Source organism: Silvibacterium acidisoli (assembly GCA_022870745.1).
Taxonomy (GTDB): domain Bacteria; phylum Acidobacteriota; class Terriglobia; order Terriglobales; family Acidobacteriaceae; genus Silvibacterium.
Window position 1 is genome coordinate 457,706 of sequence record CP085323.1, and the last position, 15,089, is coordinate 472,794.

General features: G+C 58.3%; 13 protein-coding genes. 6 read left to right on the top strand and 7 right to left on the bottom strand.

The genetic code is table 11. The features are described from left to right. Positions 1–22 precede the first annotated feature (22 nt). A complete protein-coding gene (locus LJD29_RS01895; RefSeq protein ID WP_446744063.1) occupies positions 23–550 on the top strand; it encodes a hypothetical protein in 528 nt (175 codons plus the stop codon). A gap of 57 nt (positions 551–607) precedes the next feature. On the opposite strand, the gene LJD29_RS01900 is transcribed toward LJD29_RS01895, so the two are convergent. After that, entirely contained in the window at positions 608–1,444 is an 837-nt protein-coding gene (locus LJD29_RS01900; RefSeq protein WP_446744064.1) for a hypothetical protein, read from the bottom strand. 99 nt (positions 1,445–1,543) lie between these two features. Between LJD29_RS01900 and LJD29_RS01905 the strand changes: the two genes are divergently transcribed. Continuing rightward, positions 1,544–2,596: an NAD(P)/FAD-dependent oxidoreductase gene (locus tag LJD29_RS01905; protein ID WP_446744065.1), complete on the top strand. Its 1,053-nt coding sequence runs from the start codon at positions 1,544–1,546 to the stop codon at positions 2,594–2,596. Positions 2,597–2,772: 176 nt separating this feature from the next. Continuing rightward, a complete protein-coding gene (locus LJD29_RS01910) occupies positions 2,773–3,906 on the top strand; it encodes a citrate synthase (RefSeq protein ID WP_446744066.1) in 1,134 nt (377 codons plus the stop codon). Between the two features lie 151 nt (positions 3,907–4,057). Here LJD29_RS01910 and LJD29_RS01915 read toward each other — a convergent pair whose 3' ends face one another. Further along, positions 4,058–4,636, bottom strand: a complete 579-nt coding sequence (locus LJD29_RS01915) for a DinB family protein (RefSeq protein WP_446744067.1) — start codon at positions 4,634–4,636, stop codon at positions 4,058–4,060. An 89-nt stretch (positions 4,637–4,725) separates the two neighbouring features. Between LJD29_RS01915 and LJD29_RS01920 the strand changes: the two genes are divergently transcribed. The 3 genes from LJD29_RS01920 to mnmA are packed head-to-tail and all read left to right on the top strand — an operon-like array spanning position 4,726 to position 7,853. Further along, positions 4,726–5,496, top strand: coding sequence for an SDR family NAD(P)-dependent oxidoreductase (locus tag LJD29_RS01920; protein ID WP_446744068.1), 771 nt, complete (start codon positions 4,726–4,728; stop codon positions 5,494–5,496). A 35-nt stretch (positions 5,497–5,531) separates the two neighbouring features. After that, on the top strand, positions 5,532–6,689 hold the full coding sequence (locus LJD29_RS01925) for a cysteine desulfurase family protein (protein ID WP_446744069.1): 1,158 nt from the start codon (positions 5,532–5,534) through the stop codon (positions 6,687–6,689). Between the two features lie 42 nt (positions 6,690–6,731). Next, entirely contained in the window at positions 6,732–7,853 is a 1,122-nt protein-coding gene (gene mnmA, locus LJD29_RS01930) for a tRNA 2-thiouridine(34) synthase MnmA (RefSeq protein ID WP_446744070.1), read from the top strand. On the opposite strand, the gene LJD29_RS01935 is transcribed toward mnmA, so the two are convergent. From LJD29_RS01935 to LJD29_RS01955, 5 genes are all read right to left on the bottom strand, one after another. After that, a complete protein-coding gene (locus LJD29_RS01935) occupies positions 7,843–8,370 on the bottom strand; it encodes a hypothetical protein (RefSeq protein ID WP_446744071.1) in 528 nt (175 codons plus the stop codon). The two genes, mnmA and LJD29_RS01935, sit on opposite strands and share 11 nt — an antisense overlap. A 39-nt stretch (positions 8,371–8,409) precedes the next feature. Next, the gene (locus LJD29_RS01940) at positions 8,410–8,811 is read right to left on the bottom strand and encodes a YtxH domain-containing protein (RefSeq protein ID WP_446744072.1); all 402 of its coding nucleotides are present in this window, start codon (positions 8,809–8,811) and stop codon (positions 8,410–8,412) included. 208 nt (positions 8,812–9,019) lie between these two features. Continuing rightward, positions 9,020–12,808: an outer membrane beta-barrel protein gene (locus LJD29_RS01945; RefSeq protein ID WP_446744073.1), complete on the bottom strand. Its 3,789-nt coding sequence runs from the start codon at positions 12,806–12,808 to the stop codon at positions 9,020–9,022. A 216-nt stretch (positions 12,809–13,024) separates the two neighbouring features. After that, on the bottom strand, positions 13,025–13,801 hold the full coding sequence (locus LJD29_RS01950) for an SDR family NAD(P)-dependent oxidoreductase (protein WP_446744074.1): 777 nt from the start codon (positions 13,799–13,801) through the stop codon (positions 13,025–13,027). Between the two features lie 21 nt (positions 13,802–13,822). Then, positions 13,823–15,079 carry a tagaturonate epimerase family protein gene (locus LJD29_RS01955; protein ID WP_446744075.1) on the bottom strand — a complete coding sequence of 419 codons (1,257 nt, stop codon included), beginning with the start codon at positions 15,077–15,079 and terminating at the stop codon, positions 13,823–13,825. Positions 15,080–15,089 lie beyond the last annotated feature (10 nt).

Here is a 15,089-nt window from a genome sequence, read left to right on the forward strand (position 1 = left end):
GAGAAAGGATCTCCTAAGCAGCATGCTGAAGGCTATTGGAATCGCGGCGGTCGTCGTCGTTGCCGCTATCGCCGCCTATGTTTTTCTCGGAAGGAAGCCGCCGGTGCATTCCGGGCAGGTGTTGAGCGTTCACGTCTATCCCATTCATCGCGAACTGAAGCCGGCGAGTGGCACAGAGGGCATGCAGGGCGTCGGAGACACATACGATCAGCTGATTCTGCTTGCGGATGTCTCCATCAAGAACGAGACGAACATCCCGCTTTTTTTGCGTGATATGTATGCAGACGTGCAGCTTGCGGAGACTCCGCAGCGCAGCGCAGCCGCTACGGTGACGAATCTGGAGAAGGTATTTGTCGCGTATCCCGAGTTGAAGCAGTATCAGAAGACTCCGCTCGCACGCGACACTACGCTACAACCAGGCCAGCAGATCGAGGGACTCATGGGTTTTGTTTTTCCTATGTCGAAGGCGCAGTGGGATTCGCGCACCGGCGAGGATCTTACATTTATTTTCCTGCACCAGAATGCATTGAAGCTGCACGTTACGAAATAAGAAAAGGCATGGCCTGCGCCATGCCTTTTTACGCAAGGGCCGAAGCCCGCACCTGCTTTAGTTCCCCGACGTGCTGACTGGCATCGGCGCACCCTTCGGTGTGGAGATGTAGCCCTGCACCTGGTTCTTGGTCACGTTGTTTACGACAAGTTCATAAAGCAGGTTATCTTTGCCGGTGTAGAACTGGATCGGCTCGTTCAGGTTGCGATCCTTCTTCTCGATTTTTTTGTCGTCGGCGTAGACCTCAAGCGTGAAGCGATAGTGCTTGGTGTCGGCCTTCTTCAGTTCGAGGCTTACGGTTGAGACCGGCTTGCGCTGTCCCTTCTCGAGCGTGAATTCGAAGTAGTTGCGATCGCCCTTGTGCTTCAGAATCTCGAGCTCATTGTGATTCGTTGCGATCAGGCCACTCTGCACGCCCATGTCGCCCTTCATGGACTGCAACTGGCCTTCAGCGGTCTTCAGCTCGGTCTGAGTAGAGCTGAGGTCGCTCTTCACCCCGCCAACATCTGTCTTCACACTGGACACATCGTTTGACACTGAGCTCACATGCTGCTCGGTCGCCGCCTGCTGGGTTTCAAGCTTACGCGTCGCTGCTTCCTGCCTCTGCATCAGCTCCTGCGCACGTGCTTCGAGTTGCTTCTGGGTCAGGCCGAGGGAATGGCCGAGGGTTTCGCTCGTTACCTTCAGCCGTGCATTGGTTTCATCGAGCGCCGAGTTCAGCTTTTCGTTTCGCTGCTGCGCCTGCGCTAGCTGGGTTTCCGCGTGGGTGAGGCGTCCGGCAAGGGAGTAGCTCCAGATCAGACCGGCGACAGCTGCAAGCACTGCAAGGGCTAGAAGCCCCAGAAAAAGCCCTGAAAAGCTACGCTGCTCGGGCTCAACCAATGGATCGCTCATGGGTCGTTCCTTTCTTCCAACAGATGCTCAACGTTAAGACGGACAGGCGGCGAGCCGAGCCGCAGTCTTTCTGAGACAATACGCCGTTAGAATGAACAAGTGAACCAGATTGATATTGCTGTCGTGGGCGGAGGCATCATCGGCCTCTCCGCCGCAATGGAACTGGCTGCCGCAGGCCGCCAGGTGACGGTCTTTGACCGTGGTCAACCCATGCATGAAGCTTCGACCGCGGCCGCCGGCATGATCGCAGGACGCGATCCGGAAAACCCTGCCGCTCTGCAGCCGCTTTCAGATCTCAGCGTACGCCTGTATCCCGAATTTCTTCGCCGCCTGGAAGAACTCTCCGGTGTTGCTGTCCCGGTACGAACATCGCGGACGATTCAAGGCTGTCACAGCCTGCCGGAGGGCAGCAGCCCGATCGACGCGGCAGCAGTTGCGTCTCTGGCGCCTGACTTCGTCGCAGATCCATCGCTTCAGTTCATTCTGTTAGAAGAGGGCAGCGTCGATCCTGGCGATCTGCTTCGTTCCCTGCCAGTAGCTGCGCGTGCACTGGGAATTACTCTTCTCGACAACCACACCGTGACGGATATTCGCCAGGAGACGGATCGCGTAGAGATTGCGACCGATGCAGGCCACTTCACGGCGAATACGATCGTCTATGCGACCGGTGCATGGTCGGGTGATCTTCTTGGACTTCCTATCTTTCCGCGCAAGGGACAAATAGGAATGATTGAAGCGCCGGCCGCGCCTCTGCTGTGCACAATTCGCACGCCCGGGCTCTACCTGGTGCCGCGCGGCGATGGACGCATCGTGGTTGGAGCGACGGTGGAAGACGCGGGTTACGACACGAACGTAGACCAGAAGATTGAAGCCCTGATCGAAAGCGCTGCAACGCTGTGGCCTCCCGCAGGCAAATGCCGCATCCTCGAAACCTGGGCAGGGTTGCGACCGGGATCGGCCGATCAACTTCCTGTTATAGACCGCTGGGGCGACCGTGGCTATGTGACAGCGGGCCATTTTCGCAATGGCATCATGCTGGCTCCAGGCTCGGCGCGCGTGCTTCGCCAGTTAATACTTGGTGAACCTGTCTCCATCGATCTGACCGCTTACAGGTGCGACCGTTTTGCCTCCTCATCCGTACTTACTTCATGACACGTGAGGAAAACACGCAAATACGCTACTCTATAGGGTAGTCTTCGTCCTGAACGCTTCTCTGGATACCCTCGAAACGATCTGATTTCGAATTTTCGGCATCCAAAAGCACAAGAACAACTACGAATCAGTTCACAAAAGAAGCGTTCTTCGAGAGCGCTGGAGGAAGAAGGGGTATGGCAACTGCGGTAGCAACAAAAGGACTCGAAGGAATTGTGGCAGCCAACTCCGGCATCTGCTGGATCGACGGGGATGCGGGCGTGCTTGCCTACCGCGGTATCGACATCCACGAGCTGGCCTCGCAGTCGACGTTTGAAGAAACTACTTACCTGCTGTGGCACGGCAAACTTCCCACGAAACCTGAGCTTGAAGCATTCTCGAAACAACTGGCCTCTGCAAGAACCCTCCCTCCTCAGATCATCGAACTCCTCAAATCCTTCCCTAAGACAACGACTCCGATGGAAGTACTGCGCACGGCGGTTTCGGCGCTGAGCATGTATGACGCGGATGAGAAGGCTGTCGACCACGATTCGAACGTGCGCAAGTCGTTTGCACTGACGGCGCAGATTCCGATGATCGTTGCGGCATTCGATCGTATCCGTAAGGGTAAGGAAGTAATCGAGGCGGACAAGTCGCTTTCGCATGCAGGCAATTTCCTGTGGATGCTGAACGGTGAGAAGCCTTCGGAAACTGCGACCAAGACCTTCGATGTCGCGCTGATTCTGCATGCGGACCACGAGCTGAATGCTTCGACCTTTGCCGCGCGCGTGATCGCGGCGACTCTCTCCGATGTTCACTCGGCCATCACAGGTGCGATCGGCGCGCTGAAGGGACCGTTGCATGGCGGCGCGAATGAGGCCGTGATGCGGCTGCTCTTCGAGATCGACAAGCAGGGTGCCGATCCTACGGAGTACGTGAAGGAGATGCTGGCGCAGAAGAAGAAGATCTCCGGTTTCGGCCATCGCGTTTATCACACGGAAGATCCGCGCGCGACACACCTGCGCAAGATGTCGGAAGAGCTGGGCAAAGCGGATGGCAATCCGAAGTGGTACGAGATGTCCCGCAAGATCGAGCTGTTTGTGAAAGAAGAGAAGAAGCTCAACGCGAATGTTGATTTCTACTCGGCTTCCACCTACACGACGCTCGGCATCGACCTCGACCTGTTCACGCCGATCTTCGCGATCAGCCGCATCTCCGGCTGGGCAGCGCATGTGATCGAGCAGCTGGGCGACAATCGCCTGATCCGCCCGCGTGCGGAGTACATCGGGCCGGAATATCCGACCAAGTACACGCCGATCAGCGCGCGCTAAACCGCTGCAAAAAACAAAAGAAGAGGGCGTCCTCAAAGAGGACGCCCTCTTCTTTTTGGTGGCCGGATCGAAAGAGGGCTCACTGGCCTGGATGTAAGGGCTGAAGCACGCACCTACCCGTCATGCCTTGCACGTTCGCGTGATCCTGCTGCTACCTGCGGCTGGCCGGAGGAATGATTCCGTTCATGCGCAGGTACTCGACGAGCTGGCCGTAGTGGTCCATCGAATGCGCCATCGCAAAAGCGGCGGTCGATGCCCGAGTGGCCTTCCGCTCCTCGGGAGCAGGCAAGGAAAGAAATGCGTTTTCAGGCGTGATCGTGTTCACGGCGGCGTGAGCAAAGGCATAGCTGTCACGCAGGGCCTTCATGATCTCGTCCTTGCTCTTCAGCTGCATGATCGCCTTCGGGTCCTGCTCGCCCGGAACGCCCCACCCTTTGAAGAAACTGAAGTTCGCGGCGGCCAGATGCTTTACCTGCGACGCGAAGCTGCTTACGCCTTTGAAATCGCCGCTGGCGGTCGGAACGAAATCGTATTTGTCGGCAGGCATTGCGTCGGCAGCGCTGACGATCTGCGACTCCATCGTGGTGAGCACTGCGGTGAACGCTTCTGCGGGCGGAATCGGTTTACCGGCCTCGGCCATCTTGCCCGCCCCCATCTGTGCGTGTGCTATCGGCTGCATCATCAGCGCGGCACAACAGAGCGCGCCTGCCATCCATTGTCTCGTATTCATGTTTCTCTCCTCGACTGCGTAGCAAGGGTAACAGGAGCGGCTCGCAATCGAGTGATGACTTGTGACTTCGCGTAGGATGGCTGTGACGTATGAATCCATATCCCAGTTTTGATCTCTCCGGACAGAAAGCCATCGTAACCGCATCGGCACGCGGACTTGGCCGCTCCATCGCCCTTGCGCTTGCCCATGCGGGAGCGGACGTCGCACTTGGCCTGCGCGACATCAATCGCCACGGCGGACTGGTTGAAGAGATCGAGGCGCTCGGCCGGCGATGCCTTCCGCTGCAGATGGATGTGACCCACCTGACGCAGGTGCAGGCCGCGATCGAAGCGACGGTAAGGGAATTCGGGCGCCTGGACATTCTCGTAAACAATGCGGGCATCGCTCCGGTGAACCCTGCCGAGGACGCAACCGAAGAAGACTTCGACCAGGCGATCGAGGTCAACCTGAAGAGCACTTTCTTTGCGTCTCAGTATGCGGCGCGGCAGATGATCAAGCAGGGGTACGGGCGAATCATTAACATGACTTCGCAGGCCGGGCTCGTGGCCCTGCCGACTGTCTCGATTTACTGCATGACCAAAGCGGGAATTGCGCACCTGACCAAGTGCCACGCCGTGGAATGGGGTAAGCACAACATCACGGTGAACGCGGTGGCCCCCACATTCATTCACACGGATGGAACCTCGGAAGTGCTTGCCGATCCTGTATTTCACGCAGACGTGCTCGAGCGCATTGCCGCTCTGCATCGCATCGGGGAGCCGGTCGAGGTTACGGGCGCCGTCATATTCCTCGCCTCGCCCGCAGCGTCACTCATCACAGGACACACGCTTGTCGTCGACGGTGGATGGACGGCAAGATAACGGCATTTCTCACAACAGTTGCGTAAAATAGAACGATGCAACGCATATACATGGACGCCAACGCTACGACTCCACTTTTGCCCGAAGTTCTGGAGGCGATGCGTCCATGGCTGCTGGAAAGCTTCGGTAACGCTTCCTCGGTTCACCACTATGGCCAGCAGGCGCGAGCCGCGGTTGAGGCTGCGCGAGGCCATATTGCCAGACTGCTGAACTGCCGTGAGGGCGAGGTGGTCTTCACCTCCGGCGGCACCGAGAGCGACAACCTGGCGGTCTTCGGACTTGTGAAGCCGGGCGACCATGTCATCACCAGCCAGCTGGAACATCATGCCGTGCTGCACGCTACGGAGCGCCTGCAATCGCGTGGCATCGAGACAACTTTCCTGTCCACCACTCCGGATGGCCGCATCGATCCCGAGCAGGTGCGCGCGGCATTGCGACCCAATACGGCGCTGATCAGCATCATGATGGCGAACAATGAAACCGGCGTGATCCAGCCGGTGGAAGAGATCGGCCGCATTGCCACCGAGGCAGACGTCTGGTTCCACACCGATGCTGTGCAGGCTGCGGGCAAGATTCCTATCGACGTGCAGGCGATTGGCTGTGACCTGCTGAGCATCTCCGGACACAAGTTTCATGCTCCGCAGGGTACGGGCGTGCTCTTTCTGCGGCGTGGCACACAAATCGAGCCGCTCTTCTTCGGCGGGACGCACGAGCGTCAGCGCCGTGCGGGCACCGAGAATGTCGCAGGTATCGTTGGGCTGGGAAAAGCAGCGGAGATCGCCGCAGCAGGGCTGACCAACGGGACCATGAACAAGGTTGCCGCATTGCGTGACCGGCTGGAGAAGGGCATTCTCGAACGGGTGCAGCACGTCGGTGTGAACGGCGCAGGCGCGCGCGTTCCTAACACGACCAATCTTTACTTTGAGCAGCTCGAGGGCGAGGCGCTGGTCATTGCGCTCGATCTGAAAGGCATCGCAGTCTCCGGCGGGTCTGCCTGCGCCTCGGGCGCGCTCGATCCCTCGCACGTGCTGCGCGGCATGGGCCTGAGCCCGGAACGTGCCCGCGCGAGCCTGCGCTTCAGTCTTACCAAGCTGAACACGGAGGCCGACATTGAGGCAGCGCTGGAGATTATCCCCTCTGCTGTGAGTCGTTTACGCGAGCTGGCCCCGGTAAATGCAGGTACGCTCGGCTAGAGCGTGCTTTCGTCGAAAAAGCCGGGCTGTCATACTGGATATATGCCCGAGAGCCTGAACAATACGATTGCCGTGGCCATGTCCGGCGGTGTCGATTCGTCGACCGTGGCGGCGATGCTCAAGGACGAGGGCTATGAGCTGGTCGGGTTGACCCTGCAGCTTTGGAACCAGCGGCGGCTTTCCGGCAAGGAGGGCATGCCGGAAGCAGTACAGGGGCGCTGCTGCTCCATCGATGACGTTTACGACGCTCGCCGTGTCGCAGAGACGCTTGGAATTCCCTACTACGTGATGAACGAGCAGGAGCGCTTCGAGCGCGATGTGGTGAAGCCGTTTGTTTCGGAGTACCTGGCCGGACGGACGCCGATTCCCTGCTCGCTCTGCAATAACCATTTGAAATTCGATCAGCTGCTGGTTCGCGCACGCCAGATCGGCGCAGACCGCATCGCCACCGGTCACTACGCCCGCAACGAATATGACCCGGCTCGCAATCGCTGGATTCTGAAGCGCCCAGCCGACCTGAGCAAGGACCAGACCTATTTCCTGTTCGGGCTGACGCAGGAGCAGCTTTCGCGCACGCTCTTTCCGCTCGGCAACTACCAGAAGCCGCAGGTGCGGGAGATTGCCGCACAGCATAGCCTGGCGCTTGCGTCGAAGCCTGACTCGCAGGAGATCTGCTTTATCCCTGGCGGAGACTACAAGCAGTTCATCGATGCCTATCTGGACGAGCAGGGCGAGAGCATTCCCGACACCGCCGGTGAGCTTGTCACCACCAGTGGAGCCGTACTGGGCCACCATGGCGGCATTCATAATTTCACCATCGGACAGCGTAAGGGGCTTGGTATCTCGTCGCCCAATCCGCTCTACGTGTTGCAGATCGACCACGAGAGCCACCGCGTGACGGTGGGCGGCGGGGACGAATCCACAACACAAGAGGTGAAGGCCAGGGAGCTGAACTGGATTTCGATCCCCGAACTGACGGGCGAGATGCGCGTGCGCGTGAAGATCCGTCATCGCCACGAGCCTGCCTGGGCCACGCTGCGAACGACAGCCCCGGATGAAGCAGCTGCGACCTTTGACGAGCCGCAGCGTGCTGTCACCCCGGGACAGGCAGCTGTATTTTTCGATGGAGACGAAGTGGTGGGCGGCGGCTGGATTAGTCGCTGATGCCCGTGTTGACCACATCTTCTGCTGCGGCAGCCTCCGCGGGCGTCTTCTTGCGCCGCAGTACGCTCAAACCAGCCTTTATTCCCGTAACAACGCCTGAGATCTGACGGATCGGAATCGACGCCGTGTGCTGGAGAACGTCGCCCGCATGCGAGACGGAGGTCAGCACAGCGGTTGTCATCTCATCCACACGATTGATCTGCACATTGGCCCGGTCGACCAGGTCGTCAATCGACGTGCTGACATGGGCTGCCTGGTGGCGGATCGAGTGGCTGGCTTCGACAAGGTTTGTTGCCGCAATCTTGAGCTTTGGAGAGACATCGTCAAGAAGCGCGCGAGCTGTTGCAGCGGCCGGTACGGCATGCTGCTTCAACTCATCTGCAGTGGAGTGAAAACGCTTCACGGCCTCGCGGACCGCAAAGTACATCGCAAGCAGTACAAAGGCCTGCAGGAGCACACCGAGTGCGGTGACGGCCGTGAAGATGATGTAGAAGATGGGGGATATCTGTGTCTGCATGGCCCGCTCCTGCGCCTTTCGTCTTTCCTGGTATCCGGGTTATTCCGTTACAGACCCACCGCCGGTGGTTGTGGTGTTCACATAGGCTTCCTTGCCGGCATCGACGGCGGCGGTCACCTTTTCCTTCTGCGTTTCGACAAACTGACGGCCCTGGTTCACGAAGTCGTCCCACTGTGCACGGCCACGATCGACATAGTCACGGCCGCGGTCGACGTACTCGTTCACCTGCACCTTGCCGCGGTCAACGTAGTCATTCACCTGGTCGACAGCCTCACGGGAACGCTGACGCAGGTATTCGGAACCTTCGCGCGCGCCGGTCACGATGTCTTCACGGGTTTCCCTGCCGGACTTCGGCGCATAGAGCACGCCTACCAGCGCACCAATTCCAAGCCCCGCCAGAAACCAGCTGAATCCGCTTCCGCCCTTGTTCTCTTCTGACATCGATGTATCTCCTTGTTCGTACTGAAGTTGCAGGCCGCAAAATCCGGATGGTAACAGACTGCCGGATACACGGCAACTCGATCGCTTCGTCTGCTTGGATGCGGTTGTGACCGGTCGCGCTGCCGGAAAACGGTCGCCGATCAAGAGGATACGAAAAAGAAATGCCGGAGACGTGAAGATCTCCGGCATGGGAAGAATCGATTGCAGGCTAGAAGTCGTAGCGCAGCGAGAACTGCTGACGGCGAGGCGTGGTCAACATGGAGTTGTAGCTTCCGAGGTTTCCCTGGGTCAGCGTGGCGCCTCCGGAGTTGATGATCGACTGTACATCGAAGCGCACCGTGTTGGTCACGTTGTAAACCTCCCAGGTCAGCTTGAGGGCTCCGAATTCCTTAAAGCCCCAGGACTTGGAGAGACCCGAGTCGAGGTTGAAATAACCGTCGCCGCGATAAGCGTTACGCTCACCAGCTTCGCCCGGATATGGCAGTCGAATCGGACCACCGCTGTTTACGCCGGAGTTGATGGCATTCGGGTTGTCGAAGGCCTGCGGCGCAGCGCCGGGATCCATGTGGCGGCGCATCTTTACGTTGCCTGTCTTGACTGCAAAGCTCGACTGCTGCCAGTCGGTCGTCCATCCCGGCTCATAGAGCGAGAACGGCAGACCGCTGGTGGCACGCAGGATGCCGGAGAGCTGCCAGCCTCCGATGATCGCATTGGTCATCGTATTGGCATTGCCGAATGCGGCCTTGCCCTTGCCGACGGGCAGCTGGTATACCCAGTCCGCGGTCAACAGATGACGTGTATCGAAATCGGAGGAGGAGCGGTTCAGCTGGGGCTTCCAGGTGTTGAGAATGGAGCTGGAGCCTTCGAAGACGCCATTGCCGCCGGCATTCCCGAATTCGGTCGACCGCTCCGTATCCGACCCCATGTCGATGGAGTGCGAGTACGTGTAGCTGACGTCAACCGCGAGTCCATGACTGGCCGGGTGACGCAGTGTGATCTGGGCTGCGTTGTAGTAGCTGGTGCCCATCGTGGACAAGGCATACAGAGAGGAGAACTGGCTCTGCCAGAACTGAGAGACGTAATCGGCAGGGCAACCGTATGCGCAATAGAAGTCGACGTCAGCCAGCGAGGTCGTTTCACCGTACTGTGCGCGGTTGAAGGCCCACTCATTGGTGTAGATCGCCTGAGTTGCGCTTTCGCCCGGATAGTCGACGCCCGCCATGAACGGGAAGACATCTTCAAAGTACTGAATGGCCGGAACGCTGGCGTTCTGATTGGACGTGGCCGATGCATTCGAAGAGTAGCCGCCGTTCTGGTCGACATACTTCGAAAGCTTGGCCGCGGCGTTGAAGTAATCGCCTCCACCCTTCTGGTCGACAAGATCGACCGGCTCGGCGAGATCGAGGCTTTGAAGCAGGTGACGGCCCATGCGGCCTACATAGGTGGTTTCGAGCGTGAAGCCGGAGGGCAACTGGCGCTGCACCGAGAAGTCGATCGCCTCGGTGTAGGGCGTCTTCATCTTGTTGTCGAGTCCCCAGGTGATCGCAAAGCCGGTGCTCGTGTCAGACGAAGGAGCGAAGGGGAAGGACACCGTTGGAGACGGTGTTCCATTGCTGAAAGGCAGCGTCTGGCGGCCAGTGAAACGCGGCGCGGTCTCGTTACCGTAGAGACCAGCCGGATTCGTCACGGAGCTGCTCATACCGAACGAACCATTCTGATCGAAGGTGTTGACGAGCGCCTCGCCGAAGTGATCGTAGTAGATGCCGAAGCCTCCGCGGATCGAGGTCTTCTCATCCGGCGAGTAGGCGAAGGCAAAACGCGGAGCAATATTGTTTTTCGACTTTGCCCAGTAGCCGGGACGATTGTAGTAAGGGCCCGCCGGCTGGAAATTCAGCAACGGCTCGTAAACTTCACCCTTCTGAGCGGCAGCCTCACGCTGCATATACCAGGCGTGCGTGTCGATGGTGGGTGCAACTTCCTGCCCCTTGGTTTCCCACGGCGTCTGCAATAGCGTATGGCGAATGCCGAAGGTCAGGGTCAGCTTGCTCGTCGCGCGCCAGGAATCCTGCAGATAATATTCGTACTCGTTCGCCTTGAAATGGCGATCGATGAAGGCACCATCTCCCAGCAGAGATCCTGAATCCGGGCCGGTGATCTGGTAGTTGTAGATATCGGTGACCGAGGGAATGGTGCCCACGAGGTTCGCATACGCCTGGTTGTAGGAGGTAGTGAAGCCACCATCCACGGGAATGCCATTATTGGGGGCCGGAGCTCCGTCACCGAGCCACGCAGGATTCGACGAAGCCGAATTGAAGGATACGGCGTCAGAAGAACGATTCTGGTGCACCAGCCGCCAGTTCACGCCGAGCTGGATATTGTGCTTTCCCTTGTTCCAGTTCAGGTTATCGACAATGTTATTCACGGGCACGCTGGCAACGGTGGTACGCGTTTCGGCAGTGGCAGTATCCAGATAGCGGAAATCGACATAATCACCCGAGCCGACACCGCGAATGCTGTTGCCCTGGCGGATGTATCCGTAACGAATGTCATTCACCAGGTTCGGCGTGATGGTCCAGGTTTCGCCTGCGGTGATGCCCTTGGTGTTATCGGAGAGAATGTCGGAAGGTCCCTGCCCCGGAAACTGTTCGACATCCTGCGTCGTGTCCTTCTGCAGGTTGCCGCGCACGAAGATCCGGTGCTTGTCAGAAGGCTGATAGTCAATGCGCGCAATCACCGTGTTGAGGCTCTGCGGATTGGGCGACGAGAAGGAATACGACCCAGTGTTGTAGCCACCGTCACCAGTCAGAGTTCCGTTCGCGGTCGGCATCGACTGGAAGTATGCAAGCGCATTCGGATTCGGTCCCGGACCAAAGGGATACTGCGCGGTATTGCAAACCTGGCAGCCAGCAGCCGCATCCATCTGCGTGATTTGCGCCGCAGTCAGGATCTCGTTGGCGGTACCTCCATTCGAGGTATCGCCGAGGTACTGGATATTACCCTGCTTATAGCTGGCGGTAGGAACAGTGCGCGTGACCTGAGTATTCTCGGCCTTGCGGGTGCCTTCGTAGTTGGCGAAGAAGAAGAGCTTGTCTTTCTTGATGGGACCACCGACTGCCACGCCGAAGATGTTGCGGACGATCTTGCCCGGAACATTCGCTTCACCGCTGGCGAGCTGCGCCTGCTTGTTGAACCAGTCGTTCGCGACGGTAAAGGTGGGACGGTAGTACTCGTATGCTCCACCGTGAAACTGATTCGTACCAGACTTGGTGACAAGGCTAATCTGCGCGCCGGAGGATCGGCCAGCATCGGCGTTGGCATTGCCGGTGGTGACGCGGAATTCTTCGATTGAGTCCTGGGTTTCGCGCAGCACGCCAGTAAAAGCAACGCCATAGACCTGGTCGTTGTCGTCAACGCCGTCGAGCGTCACGTTGCCCTGGTCGCTGCGGCCGCCGTTGACCGCACCGGAGCGGCTGTCCTGCGTCAACGGATTGGACGGCTGCGGCAGGAACAAAACACCGGGCTGCAGCGAGAGCAGATCGGGCACGTTACGGGTTTCGCTGGGCAGCGCCTGGATTTCAGTGTTGTTCACCGAGTTACCAAGCGAGGCGTCCGAGGTGTTCAGCGTCTGCGCTTCCGCGCTGACGTTCACCACTTCCTGGCTGGCCTGCACGCTCAGAGCGAAGTCGATCGTCGCGGGCTGGTTCACGAGCAGCTCTGCCGTCTTCGTCTGATCGCCGAAACCTGTCGCTGAAATCTTGATGACGTACTTTGCAGGAGGGATCTGGACGTAACTGTATTCGCCCGATGTTTTGCTGACCGTGTCGATGCTGCGCCCGGTGGCCGGGTCGGTAATCGTAATCTTTGCGCCTGGTACGACGGCACCGCTTGCGTCCTTAATGGTGCCGCGAAGCGAAGTCGTGGCGTTCTGGGCAAACGCGGTAGCAACAAACACAAAGGCGAAGAGAGCAAGGGCTAGAGCCTTGAACGATCGGGTCACTATTTCCTCCAAGAAGGTACAGCAGTGCGGTTTCTCCATATGACCGGAGATATTTCTTATGTCCGCAAGGGGCCTATCAGCTTGCGCAGGCAACTTTAATGAATGAGTAAATTATTTTCCCGAAAGAAAAGCCGGAATACAAGAGTATTCCGGCTCCGTTCATCTCGCCTATAAATATTTTTTATCGCTGTACGATGAAGCTTTCCTCTCGCATCCCTACTGATTTACTCCGCTTGCCAGAAATCCGCCATCGACGACCAGGGTTTGCCCGGTCACGAACGATGCCGCGTCTGATGCCAAATAGATAGCAGCTCCGACCACTTCGTCTGTGTGTCCGAAGCGCCCCATCGGTGTGCGCATCAGCAATTCTTTCCCGCGCGGTGTGTTGTCGAGAAGATCTGCGTTGAGGTCGGTGCGAAAAACTCCCGGAGCGATGGCGTTGACCAACACACCCTGGCTTGACCATTCCACGGCCAGCGAACGGGTAAGCGAGACTACGGCAGCCTTACTGGCTGCGTACGCGGCGACCTGATTCAATGCAACGTAACTGTTGAGCGAAGCGATGTTAATGATGCGTCCGTAGCCACGCTGAAGCATGTGCTCGCCAAAGATCTGGCAGGCTCGTAACGTGCCGGTGAGGTTGGTGTCGAGTATGCTTTGCCACTCGTCTTCAGGAAAGGTAAGCGTCGGGGCGCGCTTGATCTTTCCCGCACAGTTGATAAGGATATCGATCTTGCCGAAGGCATCGACCGTTTTCTCCAAAAGGCCTGCCAGTGACGCGCGATCAGCTACATCGGAGGCGACGCGCAGCGTGCGCACCCCTTTCGCTTCGATCTCGGCGGCTGTGCGCTCGACCTGCTCGGCACGCCGCGCCGAGGCGACAACATCCGCGCCGGATTCGGCGAGGCCAATGCTGAGGGCTCGTCCGATCCCAGAGGTTCCACCTACAACTACAGCAACTTTTCCTTTGAGACTCAGTGATGCGTGACCCATGGCTGCAACTTCCCTCTCTTGTTATGCCTGGTGCCCCAGGAACACCGGTGCGATATGGCGAGCGTAAAGGTTCTCTGTAACGTTGCGCGCGATAATCAGTTCGTTGGCCTCGACCATGCCTATGTAGCGTGGACCCATCTTTGCGGCGATCTTGAAACCGACATGCAGCAACTGGCGGACGTTTGGGTTATAAAGCTTTGACTTAGGGTCGTGCCGCAGCGCGCCGGTAAACTCTTCCGGCGACCATTCCTTCACAGTAGAAGGAGAAGGCAAGCGGGTTGCGTCGATGTCGATGACAGTCGCATAAGGCGCGCAGAGCTCGGCGCTGTGCGAGTGAGCTTCTGAGTAGATTTCCTTCGCCAGTTCGAGAGCCTCGTCTCCGGCCTCGGCCAGCCCGATTAGTTCCTCGAGCCATGTCGTTCCGGCTGTCTTCAGATGCACTCCGGTCGAGAAGTCAAGCATAGCGCGATGAATCGCCGGATAGATCGAGAATTTGTCACTGCCTGAGTGCACGCTGAGCTTGAGGTTCGCAGGCAATCCATAGTGCTCGACCGCGTAGCGGATTGCCGCCATGTCGAGCGTCATCTCGCGGCCAAACTGCGCAACATCTCCAACGTAGTCCACGCCTTTGTTGAAGCGGCCACTGAATTTTGGCGCGATGGTCTGCACGGGGATGCCTTCATCGGCAATGGCAGCGAGGATAATCAGCAACTCCTCGGGAGTCTGCGCGTGCTCGGTTTCATCCATCGAGATTTCGGTGATGAAATTGCCGCTGCCCTTGGCTGCTTCAATCTTCCGGAATACCTTTCCCGCCTCCTGCACCGCGTAGAGGAAGGTAGACGCCGTTGCCCTCAGCTTCTCCGGCGAAATGGTTATCTTCTGCCCCATGCTCCCGAGAGAGATGGCACCTTGCAGTTCCGCATGACGATGCACGAAATCATCGATGGCCGAGGAGTCGGTAGCCTTGCCGATGTAATCTGCTACGTCGATGGTGTAGAAGTCGCATGGCTCGATGTAGCGATCGACGGTAGTGAGATTGATGTGATCCGCATCGCAGAAGTAAGCGTGTTTCCAGCAAAGCTGTTGTACCGCGGCATCGACGGCGGCCCGCGTCTGGTGCGGTTCCGAGCCGATGATCGTGTGTTCGCGGTTCGACTTGTTCCACACCGGGGTGACCAGCGTATTGTGTTGCTGAGCCAGCAGACACGCACCCAATTGCGCCCGCGCCTGGCGCGTAAAGCGATCTCCTACACCGATAGAAAATTTGCCGAGTTCCATTCCGCTCCTT

Coding starts and splice junctions, on each gene's coding strand:
- LJD29_RS01895 (WP_446744063.1), top strand. CDS start 23: ATGCTGAAGGCTATTGGAATCGCGGCGGTCGTCGTCGTTGCCGCTATC.
- LJD29_RS01900 (WP_446744064.1), bottom strand. CDS start 1,444: ATGAGCGATCCATTGGTTGAGCCCGAGCAGCGTAGCTTTTCAGGGCTT.
- LJD29_RS01910 (WP_446744066.1), top strand. CDS start 2,773: ATGGCAACTGCGGTAGCAACAAAAGGACTCGAAGGAATTGTGGCAGCC.
- LJD29_RS01915 (WP_446744067.1), bottom strand. CDS start 4,636: ATGAATACGAGACAATGGATGGCAGGCGCGCTCTGTTGTGCCGCGCTG.
- LJD29_RS01920 (WP_446744068.1), top strand. CDS start 4,726: ATGAATCCATATCCCAGTTTTGATCTCTCCGGACAGAAAGCCATCGTA.
- LJD29_RS01925 (WP_446744069.1), top strand. CDS start 5,532: ATGCAACGCATATACATGGACGCCAACGCTACGACTCCACTTTTGCCC.
- mnmA (WP_446744070.1), top strand. CDS start 6,732: ATGCCCGAGAGCCTGAACAATACGATTGCCGTGGCCATGTCCGGCGGT.
- LJD29_RS01935 (WP_446744071.1), bottom strand. CDS start 8,370: ATGCAGACACAGATATCCCCCATCTTCTACATCATCTTCACGGCCGTC.
- LJD29_RS01940 (WP_446744072.1), bottom strand. CDS start 8,811: ATGTCAGAAGAGAACAAGGGCGGAAGCGGATTCAGCTGGTTTCTGGCG.
- LJD29_RS01950 (WP_446744074.1), bottom strand. CDS start 13,801: ATGGGTCACGCATCACTGAGTCTCAAAGGAAAAGTTGCTGTAGTTGTA.
- LJD29_RS01955 (WP_446744075.1), bottom strand. CDS start 15,079: ATGGAACTCGGCAAATTTTCTATCGGTGTAGGAGATCGCTTTACGCGC.